Source organism: Kordiimonas pumila, from assembly GCF_015240255.1.
Classification (GTDB): Bacteria; Pseudomonadota; Alphaproteobacteria; order Sphingomonadales; family Kordiimonadaceae; genus Kordiimonas; species Kordiimonas pumila.
Genome location: NZ_CP061205.1, coordinates 2,269,852 through 2,286,628, shown reverse-complemented (window position 1 = coordinate 2,286,628; position 16,777 = coordinate 2,269,852). Strand labels below are relative to the sequence as shown.

The 16,777-nt window shown below is 44.0% G+C and carries 12 protein-coding genes; 1 reads left to right on the top strand and 11 read right to left on the bottom strand.

Features of this window, described 5'->3' with window-relative positions; all coding sequences use genetic code 11:
• Positions 1-28: 28 nt before the first annotated feature.
• The 6 genes from ICL80_RS09945 to ICL80_RS09920 all read right to left on the bottom strand — a co-directional run bounded on the left by ICL80_RS09945 (position 29) and on the right by ICL80_RS09920 (position 8,393).
• Positions 29-628: an XrtA/PEP-CTERM system exopolysaccharide export protein gene (locus tag ICL80_RS09945; protein ID WP_194211836.1), complete on the bottom strand. Its 600-nt coding sequence runs from the start codon at positions 626-628 to the stop codon at positions 29-31.
• Between the two features lie 331 nt (positions 629-959).
• Positions 960-1,964 carry a UDP-glucose 4-epimerase GalE gene (galE, locus tag ICL80_RS09940; RefSeq protein WP_194211834.1) on the bottom strand — a complete coding sequence of 335 codons (1,005 nt, stop codon included), beginning with the start codon at positions 1,962-1,964 and terminating at the stop codon, positions 960-962.
• 19 nt (positions 1,965-1,983) lie between these two features.
• Positions 1,984-3,171: a glycosyltransferase gene (locus ICL80_RS09935; RefSeq protein WP_194211832.1), complete on the bottom strand. Its 1,188-nt coding sequence runs from the start codon at positions 3,169-3,171 to the stop codon at positions 1,984-1,986.
• Between the two features lie 2 nt (positions 3,172-3,173).
• Positions 3,174-5,975, bottom strand: coding sequence for an XrtA/PEP-CTERM system TPR-repeat protein PrsT (prsT, locus tag ICL80_RS09930; protein WP_194211830.1), 2,802 nt, complete (start codon positions 5,973-5,975; stop codon positions 3,174-3,176).
• A 31-nt stretch (positions 5,976-6,006) separates the two neighbouring features.
• Positions 6,007-7,395, bottom strand: a complete 1,389-nt coding sequence (locus ICL80_RS09925; protein ID WP_194211828.1) for a TIGR03013 family XrtA/PEP-CTERM system glycosyltransferase — start codon at positions 7,393-7,395, stop codon at positions 6,007-6,009.
• Between the two features lie 119 nt (positions 7,396-7,514).
• Positions 7,515-8,393 (bottom strand): nicotinate-nucleotide--dimethylbenzimidazole phosphoribosyltransferase, encoded by an 879-nt coding sequence (locus tag ICL80_RS09920; RefSeq protein ID WP_194211826.1) that lies wholly within the window; start codon positions 8,391-8,393, stop codon positions 7,515-7,517.
• Between the two features lie 244 nt (positions 8,394-8,637).
• Here ICL80_RS09920 and ICL80_RS09915 point away from each other — a divergent pair, with 244 nt between their 5' ends.
• Positions 8,638-11,025: a hypothetical protein gene (locus tag ICL80_RS09915; protein WP_194211823.1), complete on the top strand. Its 2,388-nt coding sequence runs from the start codon at positions 8,638-8,640 to the stop codon at positions 11,023-11,025.
• Between the two features lie 135 nt (positions 11,026-11,160).
• On the opposite strand, the gene ICL80_RS09910 is transcribed toward ICL80_RS09915, so the two are convergent.
• The 5 genes from ICL80_RS09910 to bufB all read right to left on the bottom strand — a co-directional run bounded on the left by ICL80_RS09910 (position 11,161) and on the right by bufB (position 16,753).
• Positions 11,161-11,562 (bottom strand): helix-turn-helix domain-containing protein, encoded by a 402-nt coding sequence (locus tag ICL80_RS09910; protein WP_194211821.1) that lies wholly within the window; start codon positions 11,560-11,562, stop codon positions 11,161-11,163.
• Between the two features lie 258 nt (positions 11,563-11,820).
• Positions 11,821-14,445 (bottom strand): aminopeptidase N, encoded by a 2,625-nt coding sequence (pepN, locus tag ICL80_RS09905; protein ID WP_194211820.1) that lies wholly within the window; start codon positions 14,443-14,445, stop codon positions 11,821-11,823.
• Positions 14,446-14,447: 2 nt separating this feature from the next.
• Positions 14,448-14,939: an Lrp/AsnC family transcriptional regulator gene (locus ICL80_RS09900; RefSeq protein ID WP_194211818.1), complete on the bottom strand. Its 492-nt coding sequence runs from the start codon at positions 14,937-14,939 to the stop codon at positions 14,448-14,450.
• A 268-nt stretch (positions 14,940-15,207) separates the two neighbouring features.
• A complete protein-coding gene (locus ICL80_RS09895) occupies positions 15,208-15,888 on the bottom strand; it encodes an HvfC/BufC N-terminal domain-containing protein (protein WP_194211816.1) in 681 nt (226 codons plus the stop codon).
• Positions 15,881-16,753, bottom strand: coding sequence for an MNIO family bufferin maturase (gene bufB / locus ICL80_RS09890; RefSeq protein WP_194211814.1), 873 nt, complete (start codon positions 16,751-16,753; stop codon positions 15,881-15,883). The genes ICL80_RS09895 and bufB overlap by 8 nt, the downstream gene beginning before the upstream one ends.
• Between the last annotated feature and the right edge of the window lie 24 nt (positions 16,754-16,777).

The following is a 16,777-nucleotide window of genomic DNA, read 5'->3' as shown; positions in this document are numbered from 1 at the left end:
ACCTCCTGAACCTTTAGTGCACTACTTACTACAGAATACTCTCTGGAATTATTAAAACATCACCAGGCAAAATCTTAACATTTGCGTCAATTTCGCCGTCCCTAATCAAAGATTCAATCTTTAATCCATATTCCTTTTGCTCACCTTCTTCAAACCGTACAAGCGTTGCACGGTCTCCAGCAGCAAACTCAGTTAGGCCTCCCACCTGGATCATCACATCCAACAAGGTCATATTAGCCCGATACGGAATAGCTTGCGGGCTTGCAGCTTCCCCCACAACACGTACCTGCTGCGAAAATGGGCCAACAAAATTTTCAACCATTATTGAAACAATTGGCTGCTGAATATAAACGCCAAGAGCTTCCTCGATATCACGGGCAAGCTGGCTTGGAGTTTTACCTGTAGCTGGCAAATCATCAATCAAAGGAATTGAGAGCCTTCCGTCCGGGCGCACTGTTATACCAACAGACAACTCTGGATTACGCCATACAAACACATTTAATCGGTCAAGTGGGCCTATTAAATACCCAGGACCAGGGCCTTCGTTAGGAGGCACAAACGGCGCGGGTGGCAGCTTGCCATGGTTGGAACAACCAGAAATGATAAGTACAGCCCCAATTACGAGCATGCTCTTCATCCAATTACGCAACAAACAAGACACCACAAGGCCTCTCCCGTATCGATAAATTTCGAATTAATAGTAATAAAGTGTATAACTCAAATACAATAAGCTAATCCAGCCAAATATTTAGCCTTCTATATGACAAGACACTTAATCAATATACTAAAAAATTTTACTCTGGACTTTGATTTTTGTCAGAAATGTTTTTTGCTGAAAATTTTTCATCTCTTTTTTGGCCAGTAAATTCGGCCTGATCATCATTTTGCAGACACCAAAAAATCACATAGGCGATTATAAAACAAAACATTATAAAGTAGACTGTATCCATAAAATGTCTCTATTTCTCAAAGTTTGTTCTTTGTCGCCATTCAAGTGACGTCGCGATTATTTCTTTTAAATTAGCGTGTTGGGGTTTCCAAGCCAAATGTTCAGTGAGCATTTTTACATTTGCAACAACGGATGCGGCTTCCCCTTCCCTTGCTGGCACGAATTCGTAAGGCACAGGTTTACCGCTAATTTCTTCAAGACACTTTATCACATCCAGAACACTATGTCCCTTGCCATATCCCAAATTTAATAGGCGGTTTTTAGGTATGCTTTGTAGATTTTGTAATAAAGCAACATGGGCATCTGCTAAGTCAGAAACGTGAATATAATCTCTAACACCTGTTCCATCGGGTGTTGCTAATGTATTACCAAATATCTGCAAAGGCGGAGCCGTTCCCAGCAAGGCATCGATTGCACGCCCAATCAAGTGCACCGGTTTTTCTAAAAACTGCCCATGTCTAAAGCGCATATCAGCGCCGGCTACATTAAAATACCGAAAGATGCCGTATTGCATACCATGGGCCTTGGAAACGTCCTGTAACAGGCGCTCAGTAAAGAGCTTAGACCACCCATATGGATTAAGGGGGTGCACCTCAAGCGCTTCATCAACAGTTTCTACGCCTGTAATTGAACCATATACCGCTGCGGTTGACGAAAACAAAAAAGTCTCAACATTGTTATGCACGGCTGCCTCGATAAGCACCCGGCTACCGTCTGTATTGTTGTTATAGTACTTCAAGGGGTTAGATATAGACTCGTCTACCTTAATAAACCCGGCAAAGTGCAATATGGACTTTATCTGGTGCTTTTTCAGAATTTCACTAACAAGGCCTTGGTCTTGGATTCTACCTTGATAAAAAGCTGTATTTTCGTGAAAGGGTCGTACACTGCCTGTTGATAGATCATCAAGAACAACAACATCAGCGCCTTGATCCAGTAAACTTAAAACTGTTTGCCCACCAATATACCCAGCACCGCCAGTAACAAGTATAGGGCCTGTAATAAGAGCATTCATACAAGAAGTTCCCATTTATTCATTTATTACCAAGAGCTTTATCAAAAATTTCTTTTTGGCTTTTTGATGTTTCGCGCCAGTCATAATGATTAGCAAATTCCCTTATCGCAGCACGGTCCTTACATCTATCGAGAACACTTTTAACAGCTTCGGCTATTATAGCAGGATTATCTGATGAAACGACCTGCCCTACATGCTCGCTAATAAAATCAGCGGCGCTCCCAACATCTCTGCTTACAACCGGCGTGCCACATGCCATAGCCTCTAGCAAAACATTTGCCCACCCTTCCCGGTCAGATGGCAGAAGAAGTATATCAGCTCCGCTAAACAGCGCAGGCATTTCTGTAGGTTTTTTAAGGCCCTCAAAAATGATACGGTTTTCCAAGCTTTCTTTTAAAACCCAATCATCTATAGAGGCCCTCAAAGGGCCATCACCAACAATTACCGTTCTTAGATCAGGCAATAGTTTCGTAACTTCAAGCACAATATCAAGGCGTTTACGGGGGATTAGCCACCCGGCAAAAATCATTACTGGCCCAGTTGATCGCCAGCGTTCTCTAGTTTCATCACGATCAGTTTCATGGAAAAGCTGAAGGTCAACGCCGTTTCTTAGGGTTGATATTTTGCTACAGGAAACACCAACATTATTGACCAAGTCACGCTTTAAGTTTTCGCTTACTGTAATAATATGAGCGGCAGATTTAGTCATATTCAAAATCATTTTTTTAGGCCAGGCCATCAGGCCTATCTGCGTCACATCACTTCCTCGTGCTGTAGCACAAAAGGGCACAGAAAACTTTTTCGCAAGCCATTTTGCCGCTATTGCGTCCGGATAGAGGTAATGTGAATCAATCAGATCAAACTGATAGCCTTTTTTAACGAGCTTCTTAATGCAAAGTAAAGCAGACCAATACAAAAAGAATGGGGTTAAAAGCATACCAATTTTCGGTATAACCAGAAATCGTGGATGAAAAACAGTAATTCCACTACGGACTTCTTTTAACGGTGCGCGTGCAGCTTTTGCGTAAGAACCAAACTTTTCATTTGTGAAAGGAAACCAAGGCACTGGCGCAACGACAAACGCTTCAACATCTTCATCATCTAATAAATTACGCAACCTGTTCTCGACAAAAACCCCCAAGCTTGGCTCTGCTGGGTGAGGAAACAATGTAGAGAACAGAAGAATACGCACCGGTTTAGCTGACATTATTAATAGTCTAACAATGAAAGTTGTCGCCTAGCCTCAGAGGCGCCTTCAAACGTAGGGTCCAAACTTAAAGCCTGCTCAAGGAATTTACGGGCATCAACACGATTACCACGTGCTACATACGCCATACCAAGATGATATTTGTAAATTGCTTTTGCTGGGTCACGCCTAACCGCTTTTTCAAGCGCCTCAATTGACTCTTCCGTATTGCGTCCGGCCTGCAATATAACCCACCCGTAAACGTCCTGAATAAAAGGGTCGTCCGGCATCATAAGATGCGCGCTGGATGCTAATTTGATACTCTTATTATTACCAAGCATGAGATAAACATATGCCAGCCGCGCCGCAATTTGGGCATCAGCAACGCCGCTCCGCAATATTTTTTCATATTGCCGGCTTGCATCATCATACTTTTGAACAGCCTCATACCGTTTACCGAGTGATGCTAGAACAATGCGATCTTCAGGCTTTTTAGTAAGGTACTTTTCAAGTTCTTTAATAGCCTCAGCAGCCTTTTCTTGCGACGAAAGTGCATTAGCAAGACCAATAACAACATCGCTCGTTGGTTCATTTTGCATAATACTGCGATAAGATTCTTCTGCCTTAACCGGCTCTCCTGTCGCCAAAAGGAAATCACCCACAATACTTGCTTTAATATCTGCAGGCCTCTTCGACAAGTTAAGCGAACTTAATCGCGCGGCAGCTCTATCGTATTTATTGCCTAAAGCTTCTGCTGTAAAAAAGTACCATTCAAGCTCCGCTTTATCAGCCAAGTCATTAGTTGCTGTTTCAGCGCGGCTAAAAGACATGGCAGACCCGGTGTATAAACCCATCTGCAACATTGCCCTACCGTGCATAACATGAGCTTCGCCAGAATTCGGATTAAACGCAGCATACCGCGATAAAGGCCGCTCCGCTGCGGCAGGCTGCTGTAAACGCAATAGTAAAAGGCCCATACGCTTTAAAACGGCAGGGTCATCTTGCCCCATCACGGCGGCTTTCCGCGCCTGCTCTATTGCCTGGGTAGTAATGCCCGCATCGGTTAAGGCTTGAGCGTAATCAGTGGCAAGCTTCACAGAACGCGGCATCACACGAATAGCTTCACGAAAATAATCCGTCGACTCTGCGGCTTCCCCCATTAATAATAATGTTTTGGCTAGTACAGCCTTTGTAAGAACATCATTAGGCTCATCTGAGAGTACTTGCTTTAAGTCTTTCTTTGCATTTTTATAATCACCAAGCTGCATATATGATAAGCCGCGATTACGGCGTGCCGTATGATAATTGCCGCTTATATCAAGAGCCTTGGAGTATGACACAATTGATTTAGCGTATTCGCGCCGCTTAAACTCCAATGTTCCGCGCATATTATAACCAAGAGCACGATCAGGTGCTAATTTTAGCACTCTGTTTATTGTATCTTCAGCTCCCTCATAATCCTGCGCACGAATTTGCATGCTACCCATTAAGCCAAGTTCCCGAAGGTCAACCTCACTACCTGCAATAACACTTGAAAGAGTTGCCAGCGCTTTTTCACTATCACCAACAGCATACTGTGCAAGAGCAAGCTTGGTGCTAAGTCCACCAACACCACCACTAGCTCCTGATGCCTTTAACGCAGAAGCGCGTTTATAATATTCTTCGCCTTTAGCGGCATCTCCTGATGCAACTGCCGCTGAAGCAGCAACCGTTAAGACATTCAAATCCACCTGTTCCGCCTCTAGCAAAGGCGCCAAGATCTTCAGGGCAGTCGCTGGTCGCTCTGACTTAGAATAACTGGTTGCAAGCGCCAAGCGTGCCGGCTTATTATCTGGTCGTGCGCCTATTACTTTTGTAAGAGATTCAATTGCCACATCATATTTTTCCAGTTGAAAAGCAACCATCCCTTTCACATAAACAGCAGGCAAATACACATCCGCAAGACCTTTGGCGCGGCTTAATAATGTTGCTGCCTCCTGATAGTTCCCTTTAGAGGCATTAATAACGGCAGATAGATAAAGTGCTAAGGGCTGGTGCGGCGATACAGCATATACCTTATCAAGCAAAGCTTCTGCTTCAGCAATTTTCCCGTCATTAACCTTACTGCTCGCAATTTCGATATTGGCCATAATATTATCTGGGTATAGCCGAACAGCCTCAAGGAAATACTTCTCAGCCTCTGCTGGAGCACCTGTGTAGCGCGCAATAAGCCCCAGTGTATATTGCACCATTGTATTATCAGCTGCACGGCTTTCCGCTTCAACACCGAACTCCTGTGCCTTTGCAAGGTTACCTCGGCGTAACTCCAGACGCGCAAGCCCCAGAAAAGCTTGAAAATCAGTATCATCTTTGGCTTTTGCAAGCTCATAGTCACGTTGTGCTTCTGCAAATTTATTTTCAGCAAAGTTTGCATCACCTGATATGATATAAGAATCTCTCAGGTATTCATCAGGGATACTTACCCCTCTTAAGGCTGCTTTTGCGGCCCCATATTTACCCTGAATAAGTAATGCTTTTGCATAAGGCACTGCAGTTATAGCGTAATCCGCTCCTAAACGGCGCGCTCTATCGACCGCAGCTTCAGCAGCAATGCCTGCGCCCGTTAGCAAATAAACCTGTGCTAACAGTCTATATTTTTCAGCCTCTTCAGATGAAGAAACCGTTAATTTATTTAAAGTTTCAATTGCTTGGTCATACTGTTTGCTGGCAATCAATTTCTGTACAGGATCAAAAACAGCCGTTTGCGCTGTAACCTGCGTTGATAAAGAGAGTGATAAAGCTCCGGCAATAATAGGATAAAGTAACCGGTTGTGTATAAGTTTCATTACGGCCTCTCTTGAAGTTACTTTTCAATCATTATCGAACGCCAACAGGGAATAAAATGACCCGTATTGTTTGTAGTATAATAAGTAGATCGAGGAAAATTGAATAATTTTTGATATAATAAAGATCATATTCAAGTTTTCTTTTACTATCTTCAAAAGACGCCCCATATGGATACTGTATTTGCGCCCAACCTGTTATGCCAGGTTTTAAACAATGTCGCTCTTTAAAAAATGGTATCTCTTTTTCTAATTGAGAAACAAAAAAAGGCCGTTCCGGACGCGGCCCAACAAAGCTCATATCACCCTTAAGGACGCTCATCACTTGAGGTAACTCATCAATGCGCGTGCGCCTTAAAAAGCTACCAACAGGCGTCACTCTCGGGTCAGCTTTTTGAGCAAATTCAGGCACCCCATCTTTTTCCGCATCTACCTTCATGCTCCGAAACTTTAAAAGGTTAAAACATGCGCCGTTCAAGCCAACTCTTTCTTGGCGGTAAAAAATTGGCCCTTTACTAGTAACCTTAACAGCCAAGGCAGCAAGTAAAATAATGGGCATAAAAAGAATAAGCGCACTTAAACTAACAACAATATCAGACACGCGCTTCAGAGCCCTTTCCCAACCACTTCCACCTTTAAAGCCGTCAGAAAATATAATCCATTCCGCCTTAACGCTTGCCAGATCCACATACCCTCTGACCTGCTCAAAAAATGCCAATCGATCCTGCACCTCAACACCCGCTAACTTACAAGCGATAAGTGCTTCTACGGGCAAGCTTTTGGTTATATCACCAGCAATAATCACTAACTCTGCCTGATACATATGTATAAACTGTTCAAGGTTGCCAATTTCTTCAATAGGTACCGAATCCTTTACAACGACAGTATCCTCAGGTAGCGCAATTGTTGCCACAATAGTGAGCCCTGCATCTGCAGCCCTTCCTGATAACTGCATCAATTCTAATGCCGAAGCGCCAGCACCTAAAACAACCACCCTTCGGCTTAGAAAATTTCTATCTGTAAATTTTAAAAACAGCCAATGCGTGACAAAAACCAAAAGACCACCAAGCAAAATCGTCATTAAAAGAATAGACCGCCATAGAGGCAACATTGGTAACATGTACAGAAAAGCTGAAAGAGCAAGACCTGAGCCAAGCAAACCAACCATAAGCCTTAAGAAAAACACACGCATATCGCTAATAGCTTCGGCCTCATACCCCCCAACCCCCAACAGAATAGGGATAACAACACAAGGAACAAGCAAATTAGCAATAAGAGACTGGCTTTCCAAAAATGACTGCAGGCCAATCATTTCATATCGTATAAGTTCAGCCAGAAATACACTCGCAAGAACAACACCAAAGTCTACAAGAGCTATCGTCAGCTTTACCGGCGATACATAGTGCCTAAAAATTCGAACCATTCAAACCCAGCCTTTTACCCCCAAGGATGTCAACAATCTAAAGTGCTTATGAGTCTTAGGCAAGTTATTGTAAAAATGTTATTTTTAAGGGCAATCATCAGGAAGCTTATGTCATCGTCTTAAATATCACAGGCCGCTTTCAAAAGGGCCATGCTGCTAGCAACACCACAACCCGTACCTTCGTCAATACAAAAACCAACTAAAGGCACCTTGCCAATTTGACGCGCTATAAGCATATATTCATCGTCCTCTGCCGCAGCCACCAACACATGATCTGAAGCGCCCTTTTGCACTGCCTCCAGAACAGCCACAGCAGCTAATCCGGCCCATGCATCAATAAGCACCGGCAACCTTCTGCTGCGGGCAGCAACCAACGCACCAATACTCGCTGCAATTTCACGGCCGCCATTCGTACGCATCATATGAAGAACCGAAATCGCATCTATCACCTCTCCATTTACATTATGCAGCGGTTGAACCAAGCCCAAGCTTTCATCGTAGATAGATTTAATAACAGAGATAGCCGCAGCTTTGCCACCAGGAGCAATAGCCGACAACCCCAGAATATTGCCACCTGCCGCAGTTGCCTCCATCCCAAATGCCACAGCAGCCATGCACTCAGATTCTAGCCAGCCATCATTGCAGGCATGCGGTAGCTCTGGCGCTAATTCAAGCACACGTAGCCCTACACCCATATCGACACATAATCGATTAACCGGCGCGGTGCCTTTGGAAGCCCCCGCAATAAAGTTTTTTACACTTGAAACATCCTCTCCTTTATAACAAGAAGCTAAAACACAAATGTGAGCTTCGTTTACAGAGGGTGTTTCCGACCCCTGCCAACCAGCCAGCCAAGTCTTCAACCCTATTAAAGTAAGGCCCTGCTGCATGGTCGGTGAAGGGCAAGCCGTCTGTGCCTTTTTGACAGCACAGTGATCAATATCAGGCAACTGATGAATGATACCTTGTAAATCAGAAAATGGAGAGTGTGGCTGCATATCTATTCCAAACCGCCAGCCTTGCTAAACCTATAAGAATAAACTGACTAAAAAACAATTAAATGAGAGGATAATTATGAAACTATATGCCTTATTCGCAAGAAAAGGATCAAGCCATATTGTTAAGTAAAGCAATCTTTTCTTAGTTTACTATAGTGAATAATTTTCATGCTGGCTTTTTATGTCAAGACATTATAAAATATAATAATATTGGTGTGTCCAGATAAATTAAACGAGACCTTATATGTTTTCGAGCAATAAATCACTTGTCATTTCAACGCTTCTTGCGGGTACTGCTGTCGCAACAGGGACTTTACTTTATGGTGTTTACCAAAAAGATGGCGATGATTTGGCTATACTGGATAACACTATCCCCCCGGTAATTGGCAATGGTCTGCTGCCACCACCAGCGACTTATGTCATGACAACGCCGCCGCCTAAGGAGATTCCCGGTATACGTAGGCTGAAAATTGCCCGCCCTGCCCTTCGCGGTGTTACAACTGATAAAGTTGATGAAATTGGCCAAGCCTCTGCTTCTGCTGCTGAAGAAGAGTTTTACCTGACAGGTACACGAAGCGCAGAACTTATTCGGTCGCCAGTAGAAGCACGTATCGAAACCTTCCCAACCGTAACATTGGACGAAGCCGTTGAGGGCGCCCTTGCTGTTGACGAATGGGGATTTCAAGTTGTTCAATCCTACCTCAATCAAGCGATGGGTGATGCTGACGCTCTTAAAGTGCGTATGGATGCTATTCTTCATAAAATTGAAGAAAAAGCTGGTGATTATGATTTGGCAACCATTTCTGATGCCGCAAACCTGATTATTGAAGCTGGCGCGCGCACTCACTGGACCGCCTTTATGGCGCCCTTTGTGCTAGACGACTCATTCAAGTTATCAGAAGACGCAATTGGCTGGGACTTTGGGCCATCGCAGTATGAACCATACGACAAATTTACCCGTGTTGGTTCTGAAAGTAAAATGCTTGTAGGTACTAACATTGGCGATGAAGGCGATGTTGAAGGCCCTTCAATTCTGCGTAATGGTGTTCGAAATGTTGAACAGTTTGTCGCCACAGGCTTAAAAAATGGCCGGTATAAAGTTGTTATTCTAACAGCGCCGCGCAACGATGGCTCTGCACCACTTTATCCGTTCGGCGTTGATTTAAAGCGTAATGGCGGCAAAGTTAACATGGTTGACACGCGGGCAACGGATAACGTAGTGCCCATGATGAAACTTTCCACCGGTGGACCTGGTCGTTTAACTGATGCCCCCGCAGAAACCGGTGGGGCAGCTGATGCAGCAGGCTTTGATATACTGTATTCCATGTCTGGTTCATCTTCCGCACCGCTACTATTATCAGCAGACCCGCTTCTTGCCGCAGAGCGGATGGGCAGTGCCAATATTGGTATGCAGAATTTGGGCATGCTAGAGCCTTTTGCTCAAGCAAGCGACTTTGCACCTTTTTATCAAACAGACGGTAGTAGTGGTCATTCCGCTACAGGGCACATGCTTGTAACACGTGCCGAAGTGGTAGATGGGACACTGCGTATCAGTTTCCGGCAACTAGGCGGGCAAGACACTTATGTAACTGCGGTTATTATTTACCCTGAACCAGATGTAAATATAGAAGAAGACCTTGCTGAAGAAATGGTTGAGTTTCTTGAGCGGATCGCTCCTGCCGCTGGTAACAACCTGACTGCAGAAAATATTCTACGAAGTGATGCTCCGATTGTTGATGCGGTTGTTGTATTCTCTGACAACAGTAACGGCCTGCCTACGCCTGAATCTGAAAATGCTACCCCTGATGGAGGAACCCCTCCCCCATCACCAGAACCAGAGCCTGAACCAACACCGGAGCCTACTCCTGAGCCAACGCCAGAACCTACTCCTGAACCAGAGCCAGAGCCACCATTTACTGGCACCCCTGTGCCTGAGCCAGAGCCAGTTCCTGAGCCATCGCCAGAACCAACCCCTGAGCCAACGCCAGAACCAACTCCTGAGCCAACGCCAGAACCAACTCCTGAGCCAACGCCAGAACCTACTCCTGAGCCAACGCCAGAACCTACTCCTGAGCCTCCTGAGCCTGAAACTCCTGAGCCACCACCTCCTCCCCCTCCCCCTCCCCCCCCACCGGAGCCGGAAATGAAAAGACTCATCCTTGATGCGGGTGGCGGTGATGATGAAGTTTACGACCCTGTTTTACTTGGTGAAGCTTTCCAGCTTGATGGATGCGGCGCTACTTTTGAGGCTGAGATATACTGTGACCTAACAGATACGTCTGATTTTGAAATCGTATGGATACTGAACGGACAAGAAATTGGAACTGGAACCTATTTGACCGTTCAAACGGGCGCAGGCACTTTATTTGATACGACTGGTACAGTTAATATTACTGCTGCGGTACGGTATGATGGTGTTCTTCTTCAAGATGGGGCCATTATTAATATAGGTAGTAGTGGTGGATCAGGCATGCCCTTTATGCCTGGTGATATTATTTTAACTAGCCTGGATACAGCTATCATTAGGATTGTAACAACAGTACCTGAGCCAGGAGCACTGTTCCTGTTAGCACCAGGGCTAGTTTACCTGACTGTGCGAGAGAGAAGACGCAGAAAAGCTAAAAAGCCATAAATTAACAACAATAAGAAGAGCCCATTTATAACTGGGCTCTTTTTCTAAGTGTTGCAGCTGCATAGTTAAAGGGCTGGGCATATAAAATGCCCAGCCCTTTAACTTAACTAGGTAATATCATCAGACTTACAGCACTTACATGCCATATTCGTCTACACCACTAGAAAGTAACCGAGCCAAGCCCAAAACTTTTTTACGAATTCGCGGATCAGCAATACGGTAGTATGCCTCCACCAGCTCTTGAGTTTCCTGTTTTTCGTATATACTCTGGTCTATAGCCTCAAGCTCTTTCTCATACCCCGGCAATTTAGTTTCCGCGCCCTCAAAAAAGTAAGCTACAGGAACATCAAGTGTCGAAGCCATTTTGAATAATCGGCTTGATCCAATTCGGTTAGTGCCACGTTCGTATTTCTGCACTTGCTGGAAAGTCACTCCCAATTCTTTCCCGAGCTGTGTCTGTGATAGACCCAGCATCTTTCGGCGAGCGCGCACCCTTTGACCTACATGAACATCAATAGGATCAGGTCCTTTAATCATGATACTCTCTCCGGTGATTGGCAATGCTCAGTATAAGTCCCAAAACAGGATTATTCTATAGAAGAATATAACACCCGGCCATGCTGAAAATTCCCTAACAGCCAATCATCATACATTATGTTTTTATTACACAACCATTACAATTGTTAGACCCCGCAGTGGCGCACGCTACTACGATACAAATCAATACGCAACAGGCACTATAAGTTCGCGTCTGCTAATACATTTCAGAGGTTTATAATGCGAATTAAGGTTGAATTACTCGATAGACTTCAAGCAAAGCTCCCTAACATCATCACTAATATTAGGCTTATTTAGAATCCACTTGAGACTTTCTTGCATTTGACGCATTGCAACCGCATTTAATCTTTGCCACCTGCCAAGAGGTGCAACAAGCTTGGCTGCGGTTTGTGGATTATACGCATCCACCTTAACAATCATTTCAGCAAGAAACCGATACCCAGCCCCACCACTGATATGGAACGCAGCCTGATTCAGCATACTAAACGCAGAAACAAGTGAGCGTACACGGTTTGGATTTTTAAAGCTAAAACTTGGATGCTCAACAAGCTTTAATACCATTTCCACTGTATCAGACCTTTTACTGAGTGCCTGAACAGAAAACCATTTATCAATTACGAGCGCATTTGAGTGCCACGTTTCGTAAAAGCCATTCAGCAGCTCTTGCCTGTTCTCATAGTCACTATGAACAAGAAGCTGCAGTGCCGCCATGCGGTCAGTCATATTATCAGCCGCTTTAAACTGTGTCTCAACATAAGTCGCGCCTTCGGGGCAAACACTAATATATGCCAAAAGTATATTCTTCAGGCGCCGCTTGGCTACAGAGGTTTGATCGAGTGAATAAACACCTGTATTTAATTTAGTGTAGCGTTTAATCAGATACTCTTTATTTTCAAGCGCGAGCTTTTTTATCAGCTTTTCACGAACCTGATGGATACCTGCGGGATCCAGAGTTTGCATTTTCTGACCAAGATCAATTTCACTGGGCAGCGTTAAAAGCTCCGCGACAAACGCAGGGTCTGTTTCTTCGTCTCTTAATGCAAAGTGAAATGCTTTCTCAAAGGCTCCATCAATTAACGGTTTACCATTCACTTCACTCAAGAATTGACGCGATGCAAGTTGTTGTGCCGCCTCCCAGCGCGCATACGCATCACTATCGTATGCCATTAAAAATGCGAGTTCTTTATCACTCAAATTATGATCAAGCTTTACAGGTGCAGAAAACTGCCTATGCAAGCTAATAACGGCCCCTTCTGGAACATCCATAAACTCAAACACTTCTCTGGGGCTTTTCAGTTCCAGTAAGCAACTTTCTTTGAGCCATTTACCGCCCGCTCCAATATTAGGGCAAATAGGGTTCCCTGCGCTATCAAGCCATCCAACAAGCAAAGGCATATGATATGGCTTTTTATCTGGCTGGCCTGGCGTTGGTTTGCAAGATTGATCAATAGTTAGCTTGGCGGTCCCGTGGCTGCACGTAATGTTAACTTTTAAGTGCGGGGTACCTGCCTGCGAATACCAAAGCCTAAACTGCTTCAGGTCGAGGCCGCTTGCATCTTCCATAGCAACGACAAAATCTTCACACGTTACGGCATGGCCGTCATGACGGCCTATATATAGGTCCATCCCTTTTCTAAAGGTTTCAGCCCCCATAAGGGTATGCATCATGCGTATAACTTCAGCGCCTTTATTATACACAGTGGCAGTATAAAAATTATTGATTTCAACATACTTCTCAGGCCTAACCGGGTGAGCAAGTGGGCCACTATCTTCCGTGAACTGCAATAGACGCAGTATGCGCACATCATCAAGCCGTTTAAGCGAACGAGATGCCATGTCACTGGTGAATTCCTGATCTCGAAAGACCGTTAGCCCCTCTTTCAGGCTAAGCTGAAACCAATCACGGCATGTAACCCTGTTTCCCGTCCAGTTGTGGAAATACTCATGGCCAATCACACCTTCTACATGGCTAAAATCCGCATCAGTCGCGGTTTCCGGGCTTGCAAGCACATACTTGGTATTAAAAACATTAAGGCCTTTATTTTCCATTGCCCCCATGTTGAAATCAGAAACAGCCACAATATTATAAATATCGAGATCATATTCGAGGCCAAAAACCTCTTCATCCCATTTCATGGAGCGTTTCAGGGAAGCCATCGCATAATCACTTTTGTTCAGATCATCAGGAGCAACATATATATTAAGTTCAACATGCTTTCCGCTAGCTGTAACAAAGTGATCATTTCGGCACGCAAAGTCTCCAGCAACCAAAGCAAAAAGATAAGAAGGCTTTGGGTATGGGTCTTCCCATACTGCATAATGATAGCCACCAGACATAGAGCCTTCAGCTACCCTATTTCCGTTTGATAATAGTACGGGGAACTTACTCTGCTCTGCCTCTATCCGAACTGTGTATTTTGCCAAAACGTCCGGCCTGTCAGGATAATATGTGATATGGCGAAAACCTTGTGCCTCACACTGCGTGCAAAAGTTGCCACTAGAATGATAAAGCCCTTCAAGCCGTGTGTTATTAACAGGGTCCAGTTTTGTGACAACTTTCAAAAGGAACTGATCTGGTACGCTGTGCACTGTCAGTGCTGTGGCACTTACTGTATAAGCACGTTCATCAAGAGGTGTGCCATCAACTGTTATGGATTCAAGAGCCATATACGGGCCACCATCGAGAACTAACGCGTTGTCAGTCTTAGAATTCCTTCTAAATTTAGTCTCTGCCGTTACGCGCGCGCCTTTTTCGCCAAGATTGAAACAAAGTGATATTTCATCCACCCAAAAGTGCGGCGGCTGATAATCTTTCAAAAAGATTTCCTGTTTTATGGCAGGCGTCGCTTCTAAAGCGTCCATTATTAAACCTTTCTACGGCGAGAACGAGCATCATCAAGGGCGTAATCCAGAGGAAGTGCCGTCGTATATTTAATACGCTCCATCGCAAATGATGAACTAACATCTGTGAGTTGCACCTTCTTGATAAGGGACTTGTAAAAAATATCATAAGCCGCCATGTCAGGCACAACCACACGCATGAGATAATCAATTTCACCGCTCATACGGTAGAGCTCAACCACTTCGGGAAACTCACAGACAATCTCTGCAAATTCATCAAGCCATTTCCAATTATGCTCATTCGTCCGTATGGCAACAAAAACGTCTAGGGGCACATTGACCTTATTGCGGTCAACCAGCGCCACACGGCGTGTAATATACCCCTCTTGCTCAAGAATTTGAATTCTGCGCCAACACGGCGTTGTTGATAGACCAACAGATTCAGCAATATCCGCTGTACTCAATGTTGCGTCTTTTTGCAGTAAATTCAGTATCTTACGATCAATGTCATCCATAATGATCTTCCCATAGCTATAGTTTGGAACACATATACCATAAAATGTCATATTCTTAGCGTTTTCTTCCAAGAAAACCATACATTGTACAAAAATAAGGAATGAATTGCCCATAGCAACACCATCTATGGATTTTCATTCTTAAAATTAATTCCGGAATTTAAAGCCTGTTCTTTGACACAAAACCACCTGCAACAATACAGCCAGTGCAAAAGGGCAAAAAAGGCGGGCTCAGTGTAAAGCCTTTACATTTTTTATAGGTATCACATTATAAAATAACATCTTTTTTGATTAAGCTCGCAAGTTCATCAGACGCAAACGAGGCGATACTCCCTCCCCCTTGAAGAAGGGAGACAATGCTTTCTTCATCGCGATTAAGGCTTACAATTCGCACTTCATGGTTTGACAAAACAATACACACCGTTTGCGGGCCTTCTTGTAAGGAAACTGCTTCAGGCTTTAATTGCCCAATGCCCGCCAACCAAAGCTTCATAAGGGGGTACTTACTTTTAATAACTCTAATATGTGGGTTTAACGTCTTACTATTTGGGTCAACAGAAACAGGGGGTTTATGCTGCAAGGTATGCACTGACCATTCAAGCAACGCTATATCAGCCACATATGGTACATTTTGAGCTGGCTCAAAGTTTTTCAAAAACACAGGTAACCTGTCCCCATATGATTGGAGAGCAGGTCTAGATGGCGGGTATTTTTTTATAAATTCCCAGCAGACGTGGCCCATAAAATCTTCCCCAACAAAAGTGTTAACGATAGGGAATATTGAAGTAAGATTTTCAGTTAATGAGTATACATAATTGTTCTGATATACCTGCAGCCGCTGTTTAGAGCTTACTGTATCACTCACAATTCCATCAAGCAGAGCGGCTTTAACCTCACCAGAATGAAGAGCTATTTTCATAGCTTTCTGAACTTCATGTAAACTAGGCATATGCACTAGCTCTTTCAAATTTTCTCATCAAAACTGAAGCTTTATCAGCTTCCTGCACGAACGTTTCCAAAGGAGGTATATTTGTATCCCATTCAATAAGAACAGGTTTTGACCCCCAACTTGAAAGCGCTGTTTGAAAAAGGTTCCAAACGTTATTAGAAATAGCCGCGCCGTGATCGTCAATTAGAATAATGCCACCATCAACAGTACGAACTGTATGCCCTGCCAAATGAATTTCCTGAACAGCTTTCCCATCAATATATTTTAAATACTCCTCTGCATTCCAACCTAAGTTGGATGCCGAGACATAAACATTATTCACATCCAGCAAGAGACCACAGTTTGTTCTTTCAACAAGCCCCGAAAGGAAATCTGGCTCAGGTATCTCACTGTTCTTAAACGTAAGATAGGATGATGGATTTTCAATCAATATCTGACGCCCTAAAAAGTCCTGCATGTGGTTTACATTATCTGCAACAACAGCCATGCTTTCCTGCGTTAAGGGCAGTGGAAGAAGGTCGTTAAGGTAATACCCATCAACGGCTGACCATGCCAAGTGCTCAGAAACCAACATAGGGTTAAACTTATCTACAATTGCTTTAAATGCTTTCAGATGAGTGTGCGATAAACCTTCAGCAGAACCAAGCGACATGCCTACCCCGTGAATGGACAAAGGATAATCTAGGCATACTTTTTCAAGAAAGCGCCGGTGATTACCGCCTTCAGACATAAAGTTTTCCGCGTGTATTTCAAAAAAACCTACACGTGGTTTTTGCTTCATAATATCAAGAAAATGTTGGTTTTTAAGGCTTATACCAGCTGTTTTATAGACATCAGGTGGTAAAAAATCTGATATCGTCTCCATATTTTACCACCTGGGCTAAATTGC